We start from the raw sequence: 20,949 nt of genomic DNA on the forward strand, positions 1-20,949 counted from the left end.
CCGGAGGTCAACAATTCGTGACGGCGGCGAAGAGATGATGATCCCGGCAGGCGCCGCGATCATCATCTTCGCGGCGGCCTTCCACCGCGACGAAGGAAAGTTTCCGTTCGCGGACCGGTTCGAACCGGAAATATGGCTCGACGGCCGTGCACACAAGGAGCCTTCCCTGGTTCCTTTCAGCGGGGGCCCAGCTGAGTGCCCAGGCAAGAATGTCGTGTTGCTCACAACAACCACTTTGCTTGCTATAACAACTTCGGGATCGAGCTCGCGGTCAGCTGATGGAACGTTTTGTTAACTGGTCAGGAAGCCTCGCGTTCGACGCCGAACGCCTTCGACAGCCCACTTCTGAGCAGGAAGTCATCGACATCGTTCATGAGGCACTTGATCGGGGCGGTTCCGTACGGCCAGTGGGGTCGGGTCATTCTTCGACGCCACTGGCTGAGACCGGGGACACGCTGATCTCATTCGGCCGAATGGCGGGGCTCGTTGGTGCCGACAAGAGCAACGGCCGAGCCACATTGCTGCCTGGAACCGGTCTTGCGGAGGCCGGTTCTGCACTGGCCGAGCACGGACTTGCCATGGAGAATCTGGGCGACGTTGATTACCAGTCCCTTGCGGGGGCGATGGGTACCGGGACGCACGGGACAGGCAGGGAACTAGGCAACCTGTCCTCGACGCTCGTTGGCGGAACGCTGGTAACAGGGACCGGGGCAGTAGTGCGTTTTGGCGAACAGGCCGACAGTGCACAGGGGCAGACGCTGCTCCGGGCGGCGCAATTGGCGCTTGGCGCCCTGGGGGTGCTCACCTCGCTGACCTTGCGTGTCCAGCCCGCATTTGACCTACACCGCCAGAACTGGATGACCCACATTGATTGGGTTCTGGGCCACTTCGAAGAACTGTCTCAGACATGCCGCCATGTGGATTTCTACTGGTACCCGCGCAGCGATCGCGCACAAGTTCGCGTTCTCACACTGCCGGGGGACGAACCAGCGATCTCCCCACCCGGCTATCTCAAGAAGGACGAGCGCGGTCCCTCATACGAGGTCATCCCCAACTTTAGAGATCTGAAGTTTGACGAAATGGAATACATGCTGCCGCTTGAGCACGGGCTAGAAGCTTTTCGGCGTGTGCGCGAGCGGGTGAAGGATCGGCATCGGGACAAGGTGGGGTGGCGAGTTCTCGTTCGTACCGTCGCACCGGATGATGCGATGTTGTCGAATATCAGGCAGCCGACGATGACGATTGCGCTGCTCCAGAATGCGAGTCTTGACCACGAGCCCTACTTCCGGGACATGGAGGCGCTGTTCCTCGATTGGGGCGGGCGGCCCCATTGGGGGAAGAAGCATTACCGAACGGCGCCGGATCTACGGAGGATGTATCCGGATTGGGATGCCTTCCTCACACTGCGGGAGAAGTGCGACCCGGAAGGGGTCTTTTTGAATGACTACCTCACCGAGATCTTCGGACTGCAGGGGGCGCCGTGACAAATTCTCCAATCGGCCACCGTCGGTGGGCATTCACCGCCGGGAACATCCCGGCGCGCGGGAGCGGTCCTGAACCAGAATTCACTAGCCGCGATGAGCTGTGCATTCTGAATGCGGGTTCCGCGGACGCATGCGCCGCGGTGACGGTCTATTTCGCTGACCGTGACCCAGTTGGTGTGTACCGGATCATGGTGCCGGCTGCCCGCGTTCGTCACGTACGGATCAACGACCTGATCGAGCCGGAAGCGGTACCGCTCACTGTGCCCTACGCGATGGTCGTCACGTGCGGAGCACCTATCGTTGTTCAGGTACGTCGGCTCGATACCAGGCAGTCTGCGCTGGCGCTGACAGTAGACTCCGGTATGCCTGGGTGAAGCATGAAGGAACGAGCGGCGGTCAATCTGCGGAAGCACGCTCCGCTGCTTCTTCTTTCGGCCACGTCCGCCGGCCTCGCCTACCTCATCGCCGCCTTTGCCTTCGGTGAAGAGGGCGCCTTTTTCGCGCCGATCGCCGCAGTCATCTGCACCGGATTGACGGTAGGGCAGCGGCGTCGTCGTGCTGCGGAGATCGCGCTTGGAGTCTTGCTCGGCGGGGCCGCTGCAGACGTGCTAGTGCGTGTAGCTGGTGCGGGTGCTTGGCAATTAGCCGTGGCAGTGCTGGTGGCGGTGACGATCGCGGTCGCGATCAGGCCGAGCGGCTTGCTCGTGAATCAGGCTGCGGTCGCCGCTGTTGTGGTTATTGCTGTCGGCCCGATACTGGACGTTTCGCCGTGGATCAGGCTAGCCGACGCCGTCATCGGCGGGTGCGTTGCGCTGCTGCTCACCGCGATCTATCCGGGAAACCCCGTCAACGGGGTCCTCGACAGCGCGCGGAACTACGTGACCCGTCACGCTGCCATCGTGAACGAAGCGGCGGCGGCCATCGACCATCAGTCCCTGTCGCGCGCGGACCAGGCTATCGAGCAGTTGGGCGAACTGAAGGAAGCAACCTCGGCGCTCGATGACTCCGTTTCGGCCACGCGTGAACGTCTGGCTGGTGTCGGTCTGCTTCAGCGGCGCGGCCAGCGCGAAAGCACCAGGCACGTGTTAGCGCGCGCCGAAAGCCTGGTCATGAGCGCGGATGCGACTTCTGCGACCTGCCGTGGCATGTGCCGGGCGGCCTCCAACGCGGTCCGTCATCCTCGAGCTATCGACGACGTCGAGTTATCATCGGCGCTTTTCCGCCTGGCTCGGGTAATCTGCCTGATTCCGGACTGGGTAGCAGGGGCTCTGCCGGCAAGTGAACTTCGGGCGGACGCGCTGAAGGCGGCGGTCAAGGCGTCGGTCCGGGACGAGAAAGCCGGACCACGGCACACTCGCACGGTGCTGATCATGCAGATACGGTCAGCAGTGGTGGATCTGCTGCAACTCACCGGCTTGCCTCGTCCGGAGGCAGTGTCGCAGCTTGAAGCTGCCGCAGGCGAAACTGATGAACTAATTCTCTGAATCCGGTGTCACGCAGCGAACTGGGGCAGAACATGTTCGCCGAAGACGTCGATGAAGCGTGCCTGCTTCTGCCCCACATGGTGAAGATAGATTTCGTCGAAACCGAGTTCTGCATACTGCCGGATCCACTCTGCGTGACGTCCGAGATCCGGCGAGATATTGACGCTTTGCTCAAGAGTGTGGTCGGAGACGTATTTGGATCGTTCCTCAAATTGCTCAGGTGCAGAAAGCTCCGCCATCTCCGGCGGGTCAAGGACGTTGGTGCGCCACTGATCGTGTGCGATATGCCAGGCTTCCTCAGCGGTTTCTGCCCAGCTCAAATGGACCTGCAATACTGCTCTGCCCGACGGGTTGCGCTCCCGAAAAGCCTCTAACACGCCCTTGAGGCCGTCAAGCGGCTGGTTGACGGTGATGAGCCCGTCAACCAGGGGTGCGAAGCGATGGGCCGTTTCGGGAGTGAGCGCGGGAATTAAGACTGGTACGGGCGTACCAGGGAGGTCCCAAAGCCGAGCTTCCGACGTCCGGATGTGGCGGTGATGGGTCACGGTTTCACCGCGCATTAGACGACCGATGATGTCGATCGCTTCTTCGAGAACGACCTGCCTTACTTCCTTGGGTGGCCAGGGCTGGCCTGTGACTCGTTCATTGAGGTGCTCACCGCTGCCTGGCGCGAACCAGAAGCGTCCCGGAAACATCGTGCCCAGCGTTGCCGCGGCGTGGGCAAGTACCACGGGGTGGTAGCGGTAACCGGGCACGGTGACGACCCCCATCGGAAAACGGGTCGCTCCGAGAGCTGCTCCCAGCCAGGACCAGGCGAACCCGGAATGCCCCTGGGCGTGGGACCACGGCTCGATGTGATCTGAGCACATCGCCGCGTCGAATCCTGCCGCTTCGGCGCGCTGAACATCATCGAGCAGCTGCTGCGGGCTGATCTGTTCGTGTGACGCGTGGAAGCCTATGCGGCTCAATGTTGACTCCCTTCAGTACTTTTCGATGAGCGTCAATGCGGCTGTCATGAGTGCAAGATGGCTGAGGCCCTGCGGAAGGTTGCCGAGGAAGCGATTGTCTTCCGGATGAATCATCTCCGCGTAAAGCCCCACGTCATTAGCGAGGGGGACTAACTGCGCCATAAGTCGCTCCGCTTCGGCCTTGCGGCCGACTTCCGCGAGGGCCGCAACCATCCAGAAGCTGCACGCGACGAACGCGCCCTCTTCCCGTTGCATCCCTGTGTAGCGGTAGATGAGCGGGCCATCGCCGAGCTCTTGCTGGACGGCGTCGATCGTTGTCGACATGCGCTCACTGCGGTCAAACCCGCTCATCGCGTGGATGAGAACGGATGCGTCGAGGGTGTTGCTGCCTGCGTACCACACATAGCTTTGACGCTCGTGTGACCAGCAATTCTGGAGAATCCACTGTTTGATGCGGTCGCGTTCGGTTTGCCAGCGTGCGGCCTCCCCTTCGATCTGCCCCGCTTCTGCAAGCCGCACAGCGCATTCGAGCGCGTGCCAGCAGCCCATTTTGGAGCTTGTGTAGTGACGAGCCTCGGTCAGCTCCCAGATGCCTGCGTCTCGCTGGTGCCAGACGTCGCAAGTCCGGTCAGCGATATCGGCAAGGAGACGTGCAGTCGGCTGGTCGATGACGTTGCCGCCCTCGAGATAGAGATCAATCATGTCGAACAAGTCGCCGTAGACGCCGAGTTGCAGCTGACCACCCACGCGGTTGCCTTCGATGACCGGGCCGATGCCCCGCCACCCGGGAGCGTCGACCTCGTGCTCAGAGTGCGGGAGCTCGCCAGCGAGGGTCGAAAAGACTTCTGGATCAGGACCTTGCTTGCGAATCATCCTGAGCAGCCAGCTCACTGCGCTATGAACTTCTTCACGTTCCCCAAAACGAATTAGGGCGTGGAGCGTGTATGCGGCGTCGCGTATCCATGCGAACCTGTAGTCCCAGTTTTTTCCGCCGCTCGGATCTTCGGGCAAGGAAGTGGTCGCGGCGGCGGCGATCGCGCCGGAGTGGCTATGCGTCAGGACCTTGAGGGCGAGCGCACTGCGCAGGACTTCCCCCGACCAGGGCCCGTCATAGTGGAGCTCTGACGACCAGCTTTTCCAATAGCTGACAGTTCTCTCGATACCGTCGAGAATGTGTTCCGGGTCGGGGCAGGGGAGAGGTTCGTGCCTGGTGGATATCAGCGCGATGAGTCTGTGTTTTCCCGCCTCAACAGTGATGGTTCCGCTCACCGTGCGGTCGCTGAAGTTCAGCTCTTCGCCCGCGCACCCGATCACCCCCAGCGTCACATCGCCGACGCGAAGGAGCGGGCACTGCCGCGTACTATCCGCCCACGGCGATACCCGGTTGAGCCGGGTGCCGGGCGCCACGCGCCAATGCAGTTCCATAGTGCCTTCGAGTCCATCAATGCGGCGCGCGAACTCTCCCCACGGCAGGCGTCCGCTCTTGCCTGTGTTCAGGGAGTCGGTGACTCGGACTTTGCCTGTGCCGGTCTGGTACGTGGTCTGTAGAACGTTCGTGCCGGGAATGTACTCCCGGGTTGCCGAGTGCGCCTGCGCCGGGTGCAGCTCGAAGCAGCCACCGTTCTCGCTGTCCAGAAGTCGTGCGAACACGGGTGGTGAGTCCAGGTTTGGCATCGGATACCAGTCGACTGAACCGTCATGTGCAATTAGAGCTACAGTGCGTCCATCACCGATCGCCGCATATGATCGCAGGTCGACGTAGCCCTCTTCGCGGGCTGGGAGGTCGGAGATTCCTATGGCTGGTGAAGCGTGATCCTGCATACAGCCTCAGGCATCCGGGTTCTGTGGGGACTCGCCGCGGGCTGATTGCCTTAGTCGGCGGCGCCCGGCCCAGACCAAGACGAGTACGAGAAGAGCAAGGATCACGAGTAGTTCCATGTGTTTTGACCTACCCAAAATGATGAGGCCTAATCATCGTTAGCCCGCCTCACTACTATGGTAATCAGTTAGTAAAATCCCCCAAAATTCTTGCCGGTTTCCTTGCGTCGCGCCCCTACTGCGGGGGATGCTTAGGTACAGGTTGAGCCAGCAGCCGATACAACCGGGGAAGCTGGGAAGGCAACTCAGCGCCGCGTGGTAAAGGCGCGGTGCTCGTATGCATATGTCCAGCTTCCGGATTTAGTAGCAGGAGCTGGAATGATTCCGACAGCACTCCAAAAAGACGATTCCCGATGGGCCATGAGCATTACCCAAGCAAGCACGCCACGAGGAGGCGTCCGTGTCGCCGTTATACAGGGCGAACTCGACGCCAGTAGGCGTGCGGAAATCATCGAGGGCATGCACGACTTGCTCGAGACGGGCAGTCCGGTAGTACTCGACCTGTCCCAGGTACGCTTCTGCAGTGTGGCGTGCATCGAGGCAATTGCCCAATGCGCAACGCGCGCCGATCAGATCAATGTTGACTTTACGATCTTCGCACCCCGCGTTGTCGCACGGTGTCTGGCTCTCTATGAGCCCACTCCTCACGTGGTCACCGTTGACGGTACGTCCCCCAACGGAACCGCTGATTGGCTGCAGCGGGTCTCCGCCCTTCAAGCAAGCTGAAACAACACCGTGCCAGGGCACGGAAAACTGGGCTGAGGCGCTCTGGCGTCTCGGCCCAGTCGCACATTGGGCGCAAGGATTCTCCCGGGCTGAGCACGAGCCCGAGGTTTCATACTGCGACGTTGCGGGTACCGCCGATGAACGTCCCGTCTGGCGGTCGCGCCAGGTTACGCGTCGGGCAGGACCCCATTTCATCGGAGGACATGGTGCTCAAGGTCGACCCGCTGGAGAATCCAGACGAATCTGCGCCTAAAATCGCATTCCGCCGTTGCCCTAGCGTGGGCGTGGAGGAAGAGTTTTTGCTCCATGACACCGCGCGCGGCATGCTCGCACCGCGTGCCCCGGAGTTATTGACGCGGCTCGCGGACGCCGTATCCGGCGCCTGCTCAGAGATGCAAAACACCCAGATAGAGCTTGTCACGGAGCCGGAGACCACGCTCGAGGCAATGGCAACTGGACTCCTGCGTAACCGCGAACAAGCGTCAGCAGCGGCGAGCGAGATGGGACTGCGACTGCTCCCTGCCGGAATGCCTCCACAGATGTCCCTGCAGGCCCCACCGGCGCGGGCGTCCATCGACGATTCTCGGTACCGGAAAATTTTCGCACGCTACGGTGCCGCCGCAGAGCGCTACCAGGGTTGCGGTACGCACGTCCATGTAGAGGTGCCAGACCGCGAGACTGCTGTCGCTGTGCTTGGCCATTTGACACCCTGGTTGCCGCTTCTCGTTGCCCTAGGGGGTAATTCGGCCTATGCCGGTGGGGCCGACACACGCTTTTCAAGCTGGCGGATCGCCACCCAGCGCAGGTTCCCGGTATCCGGCTTGCCGCCGGAGTTTCGATCGGCCACACACTACGACGAGACAGTGGACGCACTTGTTGATGCCGGCCTACTCGAGGACGGTCACACGTGTTTCTGGCTCGCGCGCCTCTCAGATCGGTATCCGACGATCGAGATCCGCGCTTCTGACGTCGGACTTACGGCCGATGATTCTGTATTGCAGGCGGCACTGGGGCGTGCCCTCGTGATGACGGCGCTGTCCGACCTCGAGAAGGGACACCCGCCTCCCACTATCAACCCGATGTGGGGTGACGCTGCAGTGTGGACTGCCGCGCGGCACGGACTCGAGGGGCCCGCACTCGACCCATTCACAGGGCGGAAGATAACGGTCAGCGAGTACACAACGATGTTGCTCGACAAAACGACTGACGCGTTGTGTGAGGCGGGCGACTATTACGCGGTGCGAACGCTATTAGCCGCGCTGAAAAAGAGGGGCAGCGGCGCGCAGTTGCAGCGCTGCGCGGCCCGTGGAGGCCACGCAGCGGTGACCTCAATGCTGCACGGCGCAACCTGCCAGGCAGCGGGGCTCGGACGGAATGCTGGCCTCATTCTCAATGCAGCACAACGAGATTGGAGTGACGCACAAATGGAAAATGAGCAATCGAAGTCACAGCCTGAAACGACCCCTCCCGCCGAAGACCAGACCAACCTGGTCCACGAGGAGCATGACCCAGACACCGGTTCGCAGCCTAAAGTTGCTGGTGGTGCCATTATCTTCCTGACAGCAGCTATCGCCATTGCCTTCCTGATCGTCGCGGTCTACGTGGGGGGCCAAGCGTTCAACGCCTGGTAAGGGGGCGTTGATGACCTGTTTGTTCCGGAGCTCGGTGGGTAACACACAGGAAGACCCCGGACCCCATCAGCGAGGTGGCTTGTTATGGCATCGCGAATTCGTGCTAGTGCTACTCCCGACGAGGTATGGCACGTGCTGTGCGATCCTTGGCTCTACGCGAGCTGGGTTGTCGGTTCTTCTCGCATCCGGGACGTTGATGAGCACTGGCCCAACGAGGGGAGCCGGTTCCACCATTCCATTGGACTCTGGCCACTGCTCGACAACGATTACACGGAAGTAGTGAGCTGCGATCCCGGGCGCATGATCGAACTCGCGGCTCACTCCTGGCCGGCGGGGAAAGCGCGCGTCCGGCTTGGGCTCACTAAGGAGCCCGAGGGCTGCGAAATAGTGCTCGAAGAGTGGGTCGATTCGTGGCCCTGGAAAGCGATCCCAAAACGAGTTCAAGAGAAACTCGCCGCACCTCGGAACAGGGAGTGCCTCAGGCGACTTGCATTAATCGCCGAAGGCCGCCACGAATGACGCGAGCGGTCGACGCGGTCGTCATCGGTTCAGGTCCGAACGGGCTGGTCGCAGCGAACGTCCTCGCTGATCGCGGCTGGGATGTTCACGTGCTCGAGGCCCAGCCGAAGCCGGGCGGGGCGGTCCGTTCGGTCAGCCGGGAACCAGGCGTGACGTGGGATCTCTTCAGCTCCTTCTATCCCTTTGCGCTGGTTGCGCCGGCGATGCCTCAGCTCGGGCTCGAACGATTTGGACTGCACTGGAGCCACGCGGAGTCTCCTGTCGCGCAGGTAATCGGCCCCGGTTCGGATGATGTGGTTCGGATCGAGCGCACGCCGCGGCAGACAGCGGAGTCGCTGGCTCGTTTCAGCGCAAAAGACGCGAGCACGTGGCTGTCTCTGTGTGAGGAGTGGCAATCTGTCAAGGCGCCGCTGCTCAGCATCCTGTTCTCGCCGTTTCCGCCCGCCCGTGGCGCCGTCTCCCTGCTCCACAGGTTCGGTGTAGCAGATGGGATGAGGCTCGCCCGTTTTCTCGCACTCCCGGTACAACGTATGGAACGCGAACTGTTCGAAAGCCGCGCGGCGCGGCTTTTGCTGCGTGGCAACGCGTTACACGCCGACGTTCCCGTCACTGCGCCAGTAAGCGGCATGGTCGGCTACGTCCTCACGATGCTCGCGCAGGAGAGCGGGTTCCCCACTCCGCGAGGTGGCGCGCAACAACTCACTTCGGCACTCACTCGGCGTTTGGAAGCGGGGGGCGGGTACATCACCTGCAATGCACGAGTGCAGCGCATTCTCGTACAAGGTGGCCGTGCAACAGGTGTCGTTACAGATACCGATGAAACAGTCTATGCACGCCGAGCCATCATCGCGGACGTGAGTGCACCAGATCTCTACGAGAGTCTGCTACCTCGCTCAGTGGTGCCCGAGCGGGTGCGCCAGGGCATTGAGAAATTTCAGTGGGACCCGCCGGTTGTCAAGTCCAATTATGTGATCGAGGGCGAGATCCCCTGGGCGAGTCCACTCGCGGCAAGCGCCGGAACTGTTCATATCGGTGGAGGCGACGACCAGGATCGGCTGATTCTTTTCGGCCAGATGACCGCCGCCGACTCGACGCGATCACCAGCAGGATTGACGAGCGCCTGGGCATACACCAAAGCCCCACGAGGAAGCACCGAGCTGGAACACCGGGAAATAGCAGCCGCGATGACCGAGAAAATCGACACATATGCACCCGGCTTCGCGGAGCGGATCGTCGACGTTGAAGTGCAGACTGGCAGTCAGCTCGAACGCGACAACGAGAACTTGCGGGGCGGAGCGGTCAACAGCGGAACATTCGAACTGTTCCAGCAATATGTATTTCGTCCGTTCCCCGGGCTCGCTGACAATCACACACCCGTGAAGGGCCTCTATCTCGGGAGCGCGTCGGCCCACCCAGGTGGAGGTGTTCACGGAATGTGCGGCTGGAACGCCGCACACTCGGCGCTCAAAGCACGAGGGCCGCGACAGCGGCTTCGTGCGGCAATCGCCCGCAAACTAATGCAGTAGGGAGCAGAACATGAAAGCTGTGACGTGGCAGGGCCGACGGGACGTGTCCGTCGATACGGTTCCAGATCCCGCGATTCAGGAAAGCACTGACGTCATCATCGAGGTCACGACAACGGCGATATGCGGGTCGGATCTGCACCTGTATGAAGTGCTGGTGCCGTTTATGCATTCGGGGGATATCCTTGGGCACGAGCCGATGGGAAAGGTGGTCGAGGTCGGTTCGAGTGTCAAGCAACTTTCCGTGGGTGACCGCGTCGTCATTCCGTTCCAAATTTCGTGCGGAACCTGTTTTATGTGCGCGCGTGGTCTTCAAACACAGTGCGAAACCACCCAGGTGCGTGAGTACGACAACGGTGCAGCGCTATTCGGTTACTCGGAACTGTACGGCCGGGTCCCCGGCGGCCAAGCCCAGTACTTGCGAGTCCCCTATGCAGACGGAACAACGATCAAGGTTCCCGAGGGACCTGACGATCAACGGTTCGTCTACTTGTCCGACGTGTTGCCCACGGCGTGGCAGGCGGTGGAGTACGCCGCGCTGGAGCCGGGGGCAAGCGTCGCAGTCCTGGGGCTCGGACCTATTGGTGACATGGCCGCGCGCATCGCCTCGCATCGAGGGTTCAGAGTGATCGGCATTGACCGTGTACCCGAGCGTCGGCGTCGCGTCAGCGCGCGCGGGATTGAGACACTCGCACTTGAAGATCACCCAAAAATCGGTGATGCGGTACGGGAATTGACAAAAGGACGCGGGACCGATGCCGTCATCGACGCGGTGGGGATGGAAGCGCACGGATCGCCTGTGGCGGCACAACTGCATCGGGCTGTTGCGCTGCTCCCGAAACCGGCCGGAAAACAGGCGATGTTGCGCTCCGGTGTCGATAAGCTCGCGGCTCTCTACAGTGCAATAGACATCGTTCGCCGTGGCGGCACTATCTCACTCGCCGGTGTTTACGGCGGCGTCATGGACCCATTGCCGATGATGACGTTATTCGATAAGCAGATTCAGATTCGCATGGGTCAAGCGAACGTCCAGCGGTGGGCACCCGAGATTCTTCCCCTCCTCAACGACGATGACGTCCTTGGGGTGGAGGGTTTCGCTTCACATACGCTGCCCATTGACGATGCTCCGCGAGCGTACGAGATGTTTCAGAAAAAGCGCGATTGTGCGGTAAAGATACTTCTCAAGCCCTGAGCGTAGCGCCACGTGACTGGCGGCTGCCGCTATAGGCATCGGAACGGAAAGCCGCGAGCCAGCGAGGATACAACCGAAGATTGTTCGCATGGTTGACGCCGGGGTCGAACGACAGTTCCGTGCGCACCTGTTGCTCCAGGATCAGTTCGCCAATGCGGTGTACCTCGCCTTGTGAGTTGCTGGAGGACAGAGTGAATCGCAGCGGACTCTGCTCGATCGCCGCGGTGAGCGACTCCTTTCGGGCCGGGATTTTTCGTTCCGCTGAAGGCCGGGCGTGCAGCCACGTCAAAGTGCCATCGGCACGCTGATACGGCATCAGAGTGCTGTAGGAGGCCGCCGTCCAGAAAGCTGACGGTTTGATGATCATGCGGCCCAGCCGACCGGTGCCGCCGCTGCTCACCATGAGGATGTCCCACGGATTGGAGGACTCGATGCGGATAGCGAGGCCGAGCGCGTCAGGAAGTGCAGCCCCCAGCCCAGCTCCCTTGGATAGCCGAACCAGGCACGAGTGTTCCTCTGGCACGCCAGCTGTGTCTGGGAGTGCGAAATTGATCGTGCCGGAGAAACACTCACCCCACGGATGGAAGAGTCTGCCGCTGCTCCGAAGTCGTGCGGCGGCTTTAGCGGCGGCGCGGGTGAGACTGGCTATTCGTCCTGAGGGTTGAGCAAGCTGCATTAGCCTTGCGTACCCTGCGGCTGCGCTGCGCAAACTAGGGACGGCCCGTAGCGGCCATGAACGTTCGGGACAGCCGCAAGGTCCAATCTGGCAATTCGATCTGTGGGGCATGGCCACAGTCAGGCCGAACTACCTCGACAGTCCACGTGCCGTGATCTGTCACATCGAGACAGACAACGGCGTCCGAGTGCGTGAACGCCGTATCGGTCATATTCTGGGGGAAAAGCTCGCTGAGCAGGCGATCGGGACTGGAATCTTGTAACTCCAATGCGGCCGTCATCGTTCTCTCCTCGTTGAGAAACGTGGTTGTGTGTTTGATTACCCCTTGATAGAAGGAAATAACCCGTTTATTTTCTGTTCAATTGGGTATGTCTGCGCGATGCATCCAGCAGTTCTCTTCGATATTGACGGCACCTTGGTTGACTCGAACTACCTTCACGTTCATGCGTGGCAGCGCGCATTCTTAGAGGTGGGCATTCCGGTAGATAGCTGGCGGATTCATCGCTCGATTGGGATGGATGGATCGACGCTTGTCAGCACCCTCAGCGATGGCGCAAGCGACGACGTCGCGAGCACTATCAAAGAACTTCACACGCGTTACTACCATGAACTCACACCACTGCTGCGGGCTTTTGATGGGGCACGCGAGATTCTCGAGAAGGTGGAGTCACTCGGCATGCAGACAGTGCTTGCGACGTCTGCACCAGAAGACGAACTCGCGCAACTTCGCAGTGTCCTGGACCGGGAGGACGTCATTTCTGCTGTCACGTCGTCGGAAGACGTCTCGACCGCGAAGCCTGAACCACGAATTGTTCAGATCGCCCTCGAACGCGCGGGGGTCTCGCCCAAGCGTGCGGTGTTCGTGGGCGACACAGTTTGGGACGTGGAGGCATGCAATCGTGCTGGGCTCAACTGCGTGGGCGTTCTGACTGGCGGGGTATCGCGAGCAGAACTCGAAGATGCCGGAGCAATCGCGGTCTACACAAGTGTCAGCGAACTCTGTGCGAACTTCTCATCAAGTCCACTGGCTCACCTGAAATGAACGTCAGCTCCAGCCCCCTCGGGGCTGGAGCTGACTCGTGTCTTGTTTACGGCTGCGGCGGGTCGATGTCTCCACGCCACTCACCAGTGGCGACGCCGCGGGATTCGATAAACTCCTTGAAGCGCTTCATATCGCCTTTTACCTGCGTATCGACGATGTTCAGCGCATCACCGATATTCTCTGCGACGCCTTCCGGATCGATATCAATCTGAGCCGTCACCCGAGTTTGATCATCATCGATCCGGTGGAAGGTAATCACTCCGGCATGAGTCGGCCCCTCCGTTGAATGCCATGCGACCCGCTGATCCGGATGCTGTTCGTCGACCACAGCGGCGAATTCACGGGAGATCGGCCCGAAGCGGACATGCCACCGCAGGTTCGTTTCGTCAAGTTGTTCGACGCGTTCTACGTGCTCCATGAACTGCGGATACTGCTCGAATTGCGTCCATTGGTTGTACGCGACATTGAGGGGTACGTTTACGTCGATCGACTTGTTTACTGTGCCCATCAAACGCTCCTTTCGGCGTTGTTACGCGGTGATGTGGCTTGTCTCGCGGTTCCAGATGCGATGCAGTGCAACTGCATCGATGAAACTGCGGATGAATTCGTCGGGCAGTTCTTGCCCAGAATGGCTCGTGACAATAACTCCTTCCTCATCGGCCACCAGCACAGGGCTGGTTTCGGCATCAGTGAGACCGTTCCGCCGCAGCACCTCTACACCGGCGCCAAACGCGGCGACCGCTTTGTGGTGTTTGAATGCTTCGAGCAAAAAATGCTTGGCCGACCCGTTGGTTTCAATGAGGGCGGCGATGTCACCGCCCGGAACGATGACTGCGTCGTACAGCACCGACGCTGTAGACGACAGTCCCACCGATACGTCGACGGAATGCCCACTCTCGCCGCGGATGGCGCCCTCGGCTGGTCCAATCAGGTCGAGTAGCGCCCCTTCGGCTGAGAGTGCGCTAGCAAGTTTTCGAATACCCGTGTCATCGACGCCGTCGCAGACCAGAGCAGCGATTCGGCGCGACTCAATCGATGGGGGTGCGTCGTCGAACCCCGCTACCGGATAGACCTGGCTGAGGGCCGACGATGCGTCGTTGTGGAGGGCCGCCCCGAAGTCTTCAGGCTCTGGTACGCCGACTTTTCGCGCGACTCCCATAGCGAGGCCCGGGTCGACATGCGCGATCTGTTCAGTGACTCTCTGCCGCACGTACTTTGACGACACTTTCGAGAGTTCGAAGCAGAAAGCGTCACGAATGTGCTGTTGCTCGACCTCCTTCATGCTGTTCCAGAACAGTCGCGCCTGGCTGTAATGGTCATTGAAGCTCTCTGACCGGCGGCGGATCACTTCGCCTTCCACCCTCTGTGTGTAGTGGCGGTAGACGTCGAGGGGTGGCTCCTGTTGGGTCATGGACATCGGGCATCCGTTCCCGAGGCTGTTTTTGGTGTAACTCGTGGGATGTGTGTGAATCGTGTGCTGCCCGTAGCCGTCTCGCTGGTTTGTATGCACCTCGACGACCGGCCGGTTTATCGGCAGCTGGGAGAAGTTCGGTCCGCCTAAGCGGATCAGTTGCGTGTCCAGGTAGCTGAAATTGCGTGCCTGCAGGAGCGGATCGTTGGTGAAGTCAATACCCGGGACTACGTTGGCGGTATGGAAGGCGACCTGTTCCGTTTCGGCGAAGAAGTTCTGTGGATTGCGGTTCAGGACCATTCGCCCGACAGGCTGTACCGGAACCTGTTCCTCCGGGACGATTTTGGTGGGGTCGAGTAGATCGAAATCGAAGTCGTGTTCGCGCAATTCACTGATGAGTTGGACGCCGAGTTCGAACTCAGGAAACTGCCCTGCTTCGATCGCGTCCCAGAGGTCGCGGCGGTTGTAGTCAGGGTCAGCGCCTGCGATGCGCTGGCACTCCGCCCACTCGAGGGAGTGCGAACCCAGGATGGGCCGCCAGTGGAACTTGACGAACGTGCCGTTCCCCTCGAAATCAACCAGGCGGAAGGTGTGCACACCGAAGCCCTGCATCATCCGGTAACTGCGGGGGAGCGCACGGTCCGACATCAGCCACATGACCATGTGCAGCGATTCTGGGTGGAGCCACACGAAGTCCCAGAAAGTGTCGTGCGCGGACTGGGCCTGGGGGATTTCGCTTGCGGGTTCTGGTTTGACGGCGTGGACGAAGTCGGGGAACTTGACGCCATCTTGGATAAAGAACACCGGCATGTTGTTGGCGACGAGGTCGTAGTTGCCCTGCTTCGTGTAAAACTTCGTGGCGAAGCCGCGAACATCGCGCACGGTGTCCGCGGAGCCGCGTGAACCTGCAACGGTGGAAAACCGCACGAAAACCGGCGTAGTCAGCTTCGGCTCGGTCAGGAACTCGGCGGCCGTATAGTCGCGCAACCGAGTGTCGTAGGCCTTGAAATAGCCATAGGCACCTGCGCCGCGGGCATGGACGACTCGTTCAGGAATTCGTTCGTGGTCGAAGTGGGTGATCTTCTCGCGCGCGTGGAAGTCTTCCAGCAGCGTCGGTCCGCGAACCCCAGCCTTGAGCGAATCGTCCGTGTGCTCGACCCGAACCCCTTGCTGCGTTGTGAGCCATGAGTTGTCGTCGTTGGTTCTCGCGGCGTCGAGACTGCGGTCTTTGCTGTCACGGCGCTCCATACTGTTCTCCCTTCGTGAGGTCCGGTCTGCAACTACCCGCAACTGCTGCGGATAAACGAAGTATCGAATCTCCGAAACAATCAGCGGGTGACGTTTGTATCGGCTCCAGCAGGGAAGTCCTCAGCCGTGTGATGACACTGGGCGTGCGCACTGCGCCGGCCAAGCAGGCGTAAGCGGGCTAGAAGACCGCGTGTGAGAGGGAGTGCCATGGATGAACCAATGATCGAATACCCGGGCCACACCCGGGAAATGCCGTCCCGCCCCAGCGATGAGATGCGAGACTACGTTGGCCGGGACGTGCTTTCGGGCCAGAAAGCGCTCGTGACGGGTGGCGACTCGGGTATTGGCCGCGCGGTGGCAGTCGCCTTTGCGAAGGAAGGTGCGGACGTCGCGATCGGCTATCTCTCAGAACATGAGGACGCTCAGCGCACCGTCGAACTCATCGAGAAAGAGGGTCGTCGAGCGTTTAGCTATGCACTTGACCTAGCGGATGCAGGCGCATGCCGAAGCCTCGTCGCCGACGCGGCCAAGGACCTTGGCGGCCTGTCAATACTCGTCAACAACGCGGCATACCAGATGCCCGTTGAGGAATTCGAAGACATCAGCGATGAGCAGTGGCGTCACACCTTCGCCGTCAACATCGATTCGTTTTTTTACGTCACGAAGGCTGCGCTGCAGCATCTTCCCAGCGGCGGCGCGATTATCAATACGTCGTCGATCAACGGCTTACGCGGGAATAAGCAGCTGATTGACTACTCCGCCACGAAGGGCGCTATTCTCGCGCTGACGTACTCACTGGCTCAGTCGCTGATGGAACGAGGCATCAGGGTCAATTGTGTCGCGCCGGGGCCCGTCTGGACACCGCTCATTCCGGCGACCTTCCCGGAAGATGCGGTCAAGGACTTTGGCGAGCAGGCTCCCTACAAGCGGGCTGCGCAGCCCGATGAGATCGCCCCGTCGTACGTCTTCTTCGCGGCGAACCAGTTGTCGTCCTACTACTCGGGTGAGGTCCTCGCGCCGATCGGCGGCGAGACGCTGCCAGGTTAAATCAAGGGAGGCTGAGAAATGGGTGGCAACAAACAATTCCAGAGTGATCTTTCGTCGCAGCGTGTCCGCAAGCTCTTCGCGTTTTCAGTGGGTGTCGCCTTCATCGTGGTAGGCATTCTGGGATTCATTCCAGGCGTCACCACTGGCACCGACGAGATGACATGGGCGGGGCCCCACACCGACACGTACTTGTTCGGCATTTTCGCGGTGTCGATCCTGCACAACGTGATTCACGTTGGTTTCGGTGTCCTGGGCATTGTGATGGCGATGAGGGCGCTAGGCGCGCGTATCTATCTCATCGGTGGTGGGCTCGGCTATATCGCGCTGACGCTGTACGGGCTTGTGATCGATCACAGCAGCGATGCGAACTTTCTGCCGATCAACCACGCCATCAACTGGCTGCACCTTGGTCTCGGCCTGGGCATGGTGCTGCTCGGGTCTGTTCCGTTGCGGACACCGAAGAAAAAATAGCCGGGCCTACGTCGAATCTCGTTCGATCACTCTGACGATGTCGTTTTGGTGAGGTAGAGGACTGCGGGCCGGTCGGTCGGCGAGGATGCCGAGCACGGACGCCGCGATCGCACGACTTTGCACCTCGACGCCAGTCGCTACTGTCGTCAGGGGCGGGTTCGCGTAACGCGCGACCGGGATGTCGTCCACCCCAATGACTGCCAGATCGGCAGGGACTCTCAGCCCGTTTCGTCGCGCGCCGTCGAGAAGCGCAAACGCGATCTCGTCGTTGTAACCACACAGCGCTGTGACCGGCTCATCGAGAGCTCGCCACTGAGAGATGACGTGCGCCGCGTTGTCGTCCTCGATGGTCGCGACGACAGGCGCTGTCAGGCCAAGCTCGGAACAGGCGCGGCGAGCGCCGCGCAGTCGCGGCGCAGCGAAACTTTCGAGGCGCTCGTCGGCGGGGTAGGCGTATGCGAGCCGGACGTGGCCGCGCTCCGTGAGGTGCTGAACCTGTCGCCAGCCGAATAACTCCTGAGCGACCGCTAGGCTCCCTTGCACAGCGGGGTCAGGGGCAAGCGCGGTGAGGACCTCGATGCCAGCCGTCCTGATCGTTTCCAGTTCGGCGTCGCTGAGCGCTTCACAGACGATGATCGCTGCGGGGGCTATCGCGGTCCACAATTCCCGGAACGGCGTGCTGCCCGGAAGCTTCTGATAGGTCAGCAGCGTCAGTCGGTGCGCGGCGAGTTCCGCGGTCAGCGTGCTGATGAGAGTTCCGATCACCGGCCCGATTGGCCACTCTGGAAGCACGAACAAGACAACGTCACTGCGGCCCCTGCGCAGAGTGCGAGCCGCCGCGGAGGGTGAGTAACCGAGCTTCCTAGCCGCTATCAAGACCCGCTGACGCGTTTCCTCTGGGATGGACTGCCCAGGCGCGTCATTGAGGACGTAACTGACGGTTGCCCGCGAGACACCAGCCTCCCGCGCTACATCGACGCTCGTTGCCCGTGGACGCACGGCGTGAGCTTACACGTGTTTGCCCACGAATTGGCCATTGCGCAGCCGTCAGAATTCCACGTAGACTAACGCTGACACGTGTAAGTTACGGCTGCACTGTTGGAGTTGAGATAGCGGCGGATCCCCGGTGGAATTAAGGAAATAGGTAAAAATGTCTTTCACGGCTGACACTGACGTAGCGGGGATTGCCGACATTGGACAAGAACTGCGGCTGCGGCTGCAGAAACTGACGCTCGAAAGCAAAGTACGGCTGCTCACCGGCGCGGACTTCTGGTCGTTGCATCCAGAGCCGACGATCGGTCTGCGGCGCCTAGTTGTTTCCGACGGGCCAGCCGGGGTGCGTGGCGAATCCCTCGATGAGCGCAATCCGTCGGCCAACGTGCCGTCTCCCACCGCGCTCGCAGCAACTTGGGACGTCGCAAGTCTGCAAACGATCGGCCGGCTCCTTGCGTCCGAGTGTCGTCGGAAAGGCGTCGACGTACTGCTTGCTCCGACCGTCAACCTCCACCGAACTCCATACGGCGGGCGGCACTTTGAGTGCTACAGCGAAGACCCTTATCTCACGGCGCAGATCGGTGCCGCGTATGTACGCGGTGTTCAGTCCGGGGGGGTCGGTGCGACGGTCAAGCACTTCGTTGCCAACGATTCCGAGACCGAACGTTTCACGTACGACGCGGAGATCGGGCAGCGGGCTCTTCGTGAGCTCTATCTCGCCCCCTTTGAGACGATTGTTTGTGACGCCAAGGCATGGGCGGTCATGGCTGCCTACAACAGTGTCGCAGGGAAGACGATGACTGAATCCCCGATGCTGCGCGAGATCCTCAAGGGCGAATGGGGTTTTGACGGTCTCGTTATGTCTGACTGGTTCGCGGGACGATCACTCGATGCTGCCGAAGAGGGTCTGCTCGACCTCGTTATGCCCGGACCTCATGGGCCGTGGGGTGACGCTCTCGTTGCGGCTGTCCGAAACGGATCCGTGCCTGAATCAGCAGTTGATGAGAAGGCACTGCGCATCCTGCGGGTCGCCGCCAGAGTCGGTGCGCTCGAAGGAATTGCGCCCGTGGCCCAGGCGCAGGCTCTCGATGAGGCGGCCATCACGAGCACACTCCGGACGACCGCGTCTGCGGGCATGGTGCTGCTCCGGAATGCGGAGGGCGCCCTGCCGCTAGCGGATTCCGAATTGAGGGCAGTTGCGGTAATCGGACCGAATGCCGCCACTGCGCGCACCCTCGGCGGAGGCAGCGCGACCGTGGCGCCGCCCTACGTCGTTTCACCGCTCGACGGCATCCGCAATGCGCTAGATGCTGATGTGCGCATCGAGCACCGGTCGGGCGGGGCAGTGACCTCTCGCGTGCCCACCGCCAGTATCGAGCAACTCGCGGCTCCGGACGGTACGCGGAACGCGGTGGAGGTCCGGTTCATGGACCGGGACAACCATCTGCTTGCAACGGAGGTCCGGCACGCGACCCACCTCATGTGGCATGACACCGCAGCGGGTGCCCCGCTCACCGACGTCGATTCGATCGAGTTCACAGCTATCTTCGAAGCGGAAGAATCGGGTACCTACCACATTGGAGGGTCTGGTATCGGTCGATTCGTCCTGGAACTCGATGGCGTCCAAGCGCTCAGTGAGATGGTGAGCCTTCCGCCAGGCGCTGATATGGTTGAGGTCCTCGCTCGCCCGCCGCAGGCATTCGCCACGATGGACCTCACCGCAGGGCAGCGAGTGTCGCTCAGGCTTCGCGTCGAACTCGCTGCGGGAGACTTCTCCTTCGGCGACGATGAACTTCCGATGATGCCGGTAATACAGATCAACGCAGGTCGAGTAACCGATGCTGACGCCGAGATCGAGGCGGCAGTGGAAGCCGCGCGGAACGCCGACGCCGCAATAGTCGTAGTCGGCACGACGGACGAGGTCGAAAGCGAAGGCTTCGATCGCACGTCGCTCTCGCTGCCAGGTCGACAGGATGAACTCGTGCGCCGCGTCGCGGAAGTGAACCCGCTAACCGTGGTTGTAGTGAATGCTGGTGCCCCCGTTCTGCTCCCGTGGGCGGATGACGTCGCTGCAGTGCTGCTGGCCTGGTTCCCCGGCCAAGAGGCCGGAAATGCCATCGCCGATGTACTGTTCGGCGCGGTTGAACCAGGTGGCCGCCTTCCTGTGAGCTGGCCAGCGAGCGAGGATGGCCACCCGTCGTTCATGCCGGAGAACGGCGTTCTGCGCTACAGCGAAGGGCTGTACATCGGCTACCGCGGCTACGAGAAGCACAGTCGCAGTCCGCAATACCCCTTTGGATTCGGCCTCGGATACACCGAGTGGAGTTACGACGAGATGTCCGTTGAAAAAGGCTCGGCGCGCATCCGTGTTCGCAATGCAGGGTCTCGTGCGGGACGTGAGGTTGTCCAGGTGTATGCATCTCGCCCGGACGGGCAGGTTGAACGTCCGGCGCGCTGGCTGGTCGGTTTCGCGGTTGTCGACGCTGCGGCGGGGGAGACGAAAGAGTTTGCGGTGCAACTCGCTCCGCGCGCATTCGAGCATTGGGACACCGATGCCGGACGCTGGTCAGTTGAGCCGGGCACCTTCGTTCTTCACGCGGGACGTTCCGTCGCTGATTTGCGCTTGCGCGCGGATTTGAGCGTTTTCCTGCCTTGA

At 61.1% G+C, this 20,949-nt stretch carries 20 protein-coding genes; 14 read left to right on the forward strand and 6 right to left on the reverse strand.

Translation table 11 applies throughout. From position 1 onward, the window contains the following. Positions 1-37 precede the first annotated feature (37 nt). From AS9A_RS06790 to AS9A_RS06805, 4 genes are read left to right on the forward strand one after another with little or no spacing between them, the layout of a single operon-like run. Positions 38-295 carry a cytochrome P450 gene (locus AS9A_RS06790; RefSeq protein ID WP_322786541.1) on the forward strand — a complete coding sequence of 86 codons (258 nt, stop codon included), beginning with the start codon at positions 38-40 and terminating at the stop codon, positions 293-295. Continuing rightward, a complete protein-coding gene (locus AS9A_RS06795) occupies positions 279-1,484 on the forward strand; it encodes a D-arabinono-1,4-lactone oxidase (protein ID WP_013806207.1) in 1,206 nt (401 codons plus the stop codon). Before AS9A_RS06790 ends, AS9A_RS06795 begins: the two co-directional genes overlap by 17 nt. Next, positions 1,481-1,858 (forward strand): sensory rhodopsin transducer, encoded by a 378-nt coding sequence (locus AS9A_RS06800; RefSeq protein WP_013806208.1) that lies wholly within the window; start codon positions 1,481-1,483, stop codon positions 1,856-1,858. The genes AS9A_RS06795 and AS9A_RS06800 overlap by 4 nt, the downstream gene beginning before the upstream one ends. Positions 1,859-1,861: 3 nt before the next feature. Then, positions 1,862-2,968, forward strand: coding sequence for an FUSC family protein (locus AS9A_RS06805; protein WP_013806209.1), 1,107 nt, complete (start codon positions 1,862-1,864; stop codon positions 2,966-2,968). An 8-nt stretch (positions 2,969-2,976) separates the two neighbouring features. Here AS9A_RS06805 and AS9A_RS06810 read toward each other — a convergent pair whose 3' ends face one another. Further along, positions 2,977-3,936, reverse strand: a complete 960-nt coding sequence (locus AS9A_RS06810; protein WP_013806210.1) for a TIGR03885 family FMN-dependent LLM class oxidoreductase — start codon at positions 3,934-3,936, stop codon at positions 2,977-2,979. Positions 3,937-3,948: 12 nt separating this feature from the next. After that, positions 3,949-5,757, reverse strand: coding sequence for a glycoside hydrolase family 15 protein (locus AS9A_RS06815; protein WP_013806211.1), 1,809 nt, complete (start codon positions 5,755-5,757; stop codon positions 3,949-3,951). Positions 5,758-6,132: 375 nt separating this feature from the next. On the opposite strand from AS9A_RS06815, the gene AS9A_RS06820 reads away from it, so the two are divergent. From AS9A_RS06820 to AS9A_RS06840, 5 genes are all read left to right on the forward strand, one after another. Further along, a complete protein-coding gene (locus AS9A_RS06820; RefSeq protein WP_013806212.1) occupies positions 6,133-6,540 on the forward strand; it encodes an STAS domain-containing protein in 408 nt (135 codons plus the stop codon). Positions 6,541-6,677: 137 nt separating this feature from the next. Further along, a complete protein-coding gene (locus tag AS9A_RS06825; protein ID WP_083826475.1) occupies positions 6,678-8,171 on the forward strand; it encodes a carboxylate-amine ligase in 1,494 nt (497 codons plus the stop codon). An 84-nt stretch (positions 8,172-8,255) separates the two neighbouring features. Next, entirely contained in the window at positions 8,256-8,690 is a 435-nt protein-coding gene (locus AS9A_RS06830; RefSeq protein WP_013806214.1) for an SRPBCC family protein, read from the forward strand. Then, a complete protein-coding gene (locus tag AS9A_RS06835) occupies positions 8,687-10,216 on the forward strand; it encodes a phytoene desaturase family protein (protein WP_013806215.1) in 1,530 nt (509 codons plus the stop codon). The genes AS9A_RS06830 and AS9A_RS06835 overlap by 4 nt, the downstream gene beginning before the upstream one ends. A gap of 10 nt (positions 10,217-10,226) precedes the next feature. Beyond that, complete coding sequence (locus AS9A_RS06840) at positions 10,227-11,405, forward strand: alcohol dehydrogenase catalytic domain-containing protein (RefSeq protein ID WP_013806216.1); 1,179 nt, start codon at positions 10,227-10,229, stop codon at positions 11,403-11,405. Here AS9A_RS06840 and AS9A_RS06845 read toward each other — a convergent pair. Next, entirely contained in the window at positions 11,395-12,081 is a 687-nt protein-coding gene (locus AS9A_RS06845; RefSeq protein WP_013806217.1) for a hypothetical protein, read from the reverse strand. The two genes, AS9A_RS06840 and AS9A_RS06845, sit on opposite strands and share 11 nt — an antisense overlap. Positions 12,082-12,190: 109 nt before the next feature. On the opposite strand from AS9A_RS06845, the gene AS9A_RS24065 reads away from it, so the two are divergent. After that, positions 12,191-12,343, forward strand: a complete 153-nt coding sequence (locus AS9A_RS24065) for a hypothetical protein (protein ID WP_013806218.1) — start codon at positions 12,191-12,193, stop codon at positions 12,341-12,343. A 117-nt stretch (positions 12,344-12,460) separates the two neighbouring features. Further along, positions 12,461-13,123, forward strand: coding sequence for an HAD family hydrolase (locus tag AS9A_RS06855; RefSeq protein WP_013806219.1), 663 nt, complete (start codon positions 12,461-12,463; stop codon positions 13,121-13,123). Positions 13,124-13,169: 46 nt separating this feature from the next. Here the strand turns inward: AS9A_RS06855 and AS9A_RS06860 are convergent, their stop codons facing one another. Beyond that, entirely contained in the window at positions 13,170-13,631 is a 462-nt protein-coding gene (locus AS9A_RS06860; RefSeq protein WP_013806220.1) for an SRPBCC family protein, read from the reverse strand. A gap of 21 nt (positions 13,632-13,652) precedes the next feature. Beyond that, positions 13,653-15,782, reverse strand: coding sequence for a catalase (locus AS9A_RS06865; RefSeq protein WP_013806221.1), 2,130 nt, complete (start codon positions 15,780-15,782; stop codon positions 13,653-13,655). A 207-nt stretch (positions 15,783-15,989) separates the two neighbouring features. Between AS9A_RS06865 and AS9A_RS06870 the strand changes: the two genes are divergently transcribed. Further along, complete coding sequence (locus AS9A_RS06870; RefSeq protein WP_013806222.1) at positions 15,990-16,829, forward strand: SDR family oxidoreductase; 840 nt, start codon at positions 15,990-15,992, stop codon at positions 16,827-16,829. Between the two features lie 18 nt (positions 16,830-16,847). Then, positions 16,848-17,300, forward strand: coding sequence for a DUF4383 domain-containing protein (locus AS9A_RS06875; protein WP_013806223.1), 453 nt, complete (start codon positions 16,848-16,850; stop codon positions 17,298-17,300). A 6-nt stretch (positions 17,301-17,306) separates the two neighbouring features. On the opposite strand, the gene AS9A_RS06880 is transcribed toward AS9A_RS06875, so the two are convergent. Beyond that, complete coding sequence (locus AS9A_RS06880; protein ID WP_013806224.1) at positions 17,307-18,299, reverse strand: LacI family DNA-binding transcriptional regulator; 993 nt, start codon at positions 18,297-18,299, stop codon at positions 17,307-17,309. Between the two features lie 151 nt (positions 18,300-18,450). Here AS9A_RS06880 and AS9A_RS06885 point away from each other — a divergent pair, with 151 nt between their 5' ends. Beyond that, entirely contained in the window at positions 18,451-20,949 is a 2,499-nt protein-coding gene (locus AS9A_RS06885) for a beta-glucosidase family protein (RefSeq protein ID WP_013806225.1), read from the forward strand.

The sequence above is a fragment of the Hoyosella subflava DQS3-9A1 genome, from assembly GCF_000214175.1.
Taxonomy (GTDB): domain Bacteria; phylum Actinomycetota; class Actinomycetes; order Mycobacteriales; family Mycobacteriaceae; genus Hoyosella; species Hoyosella subflava.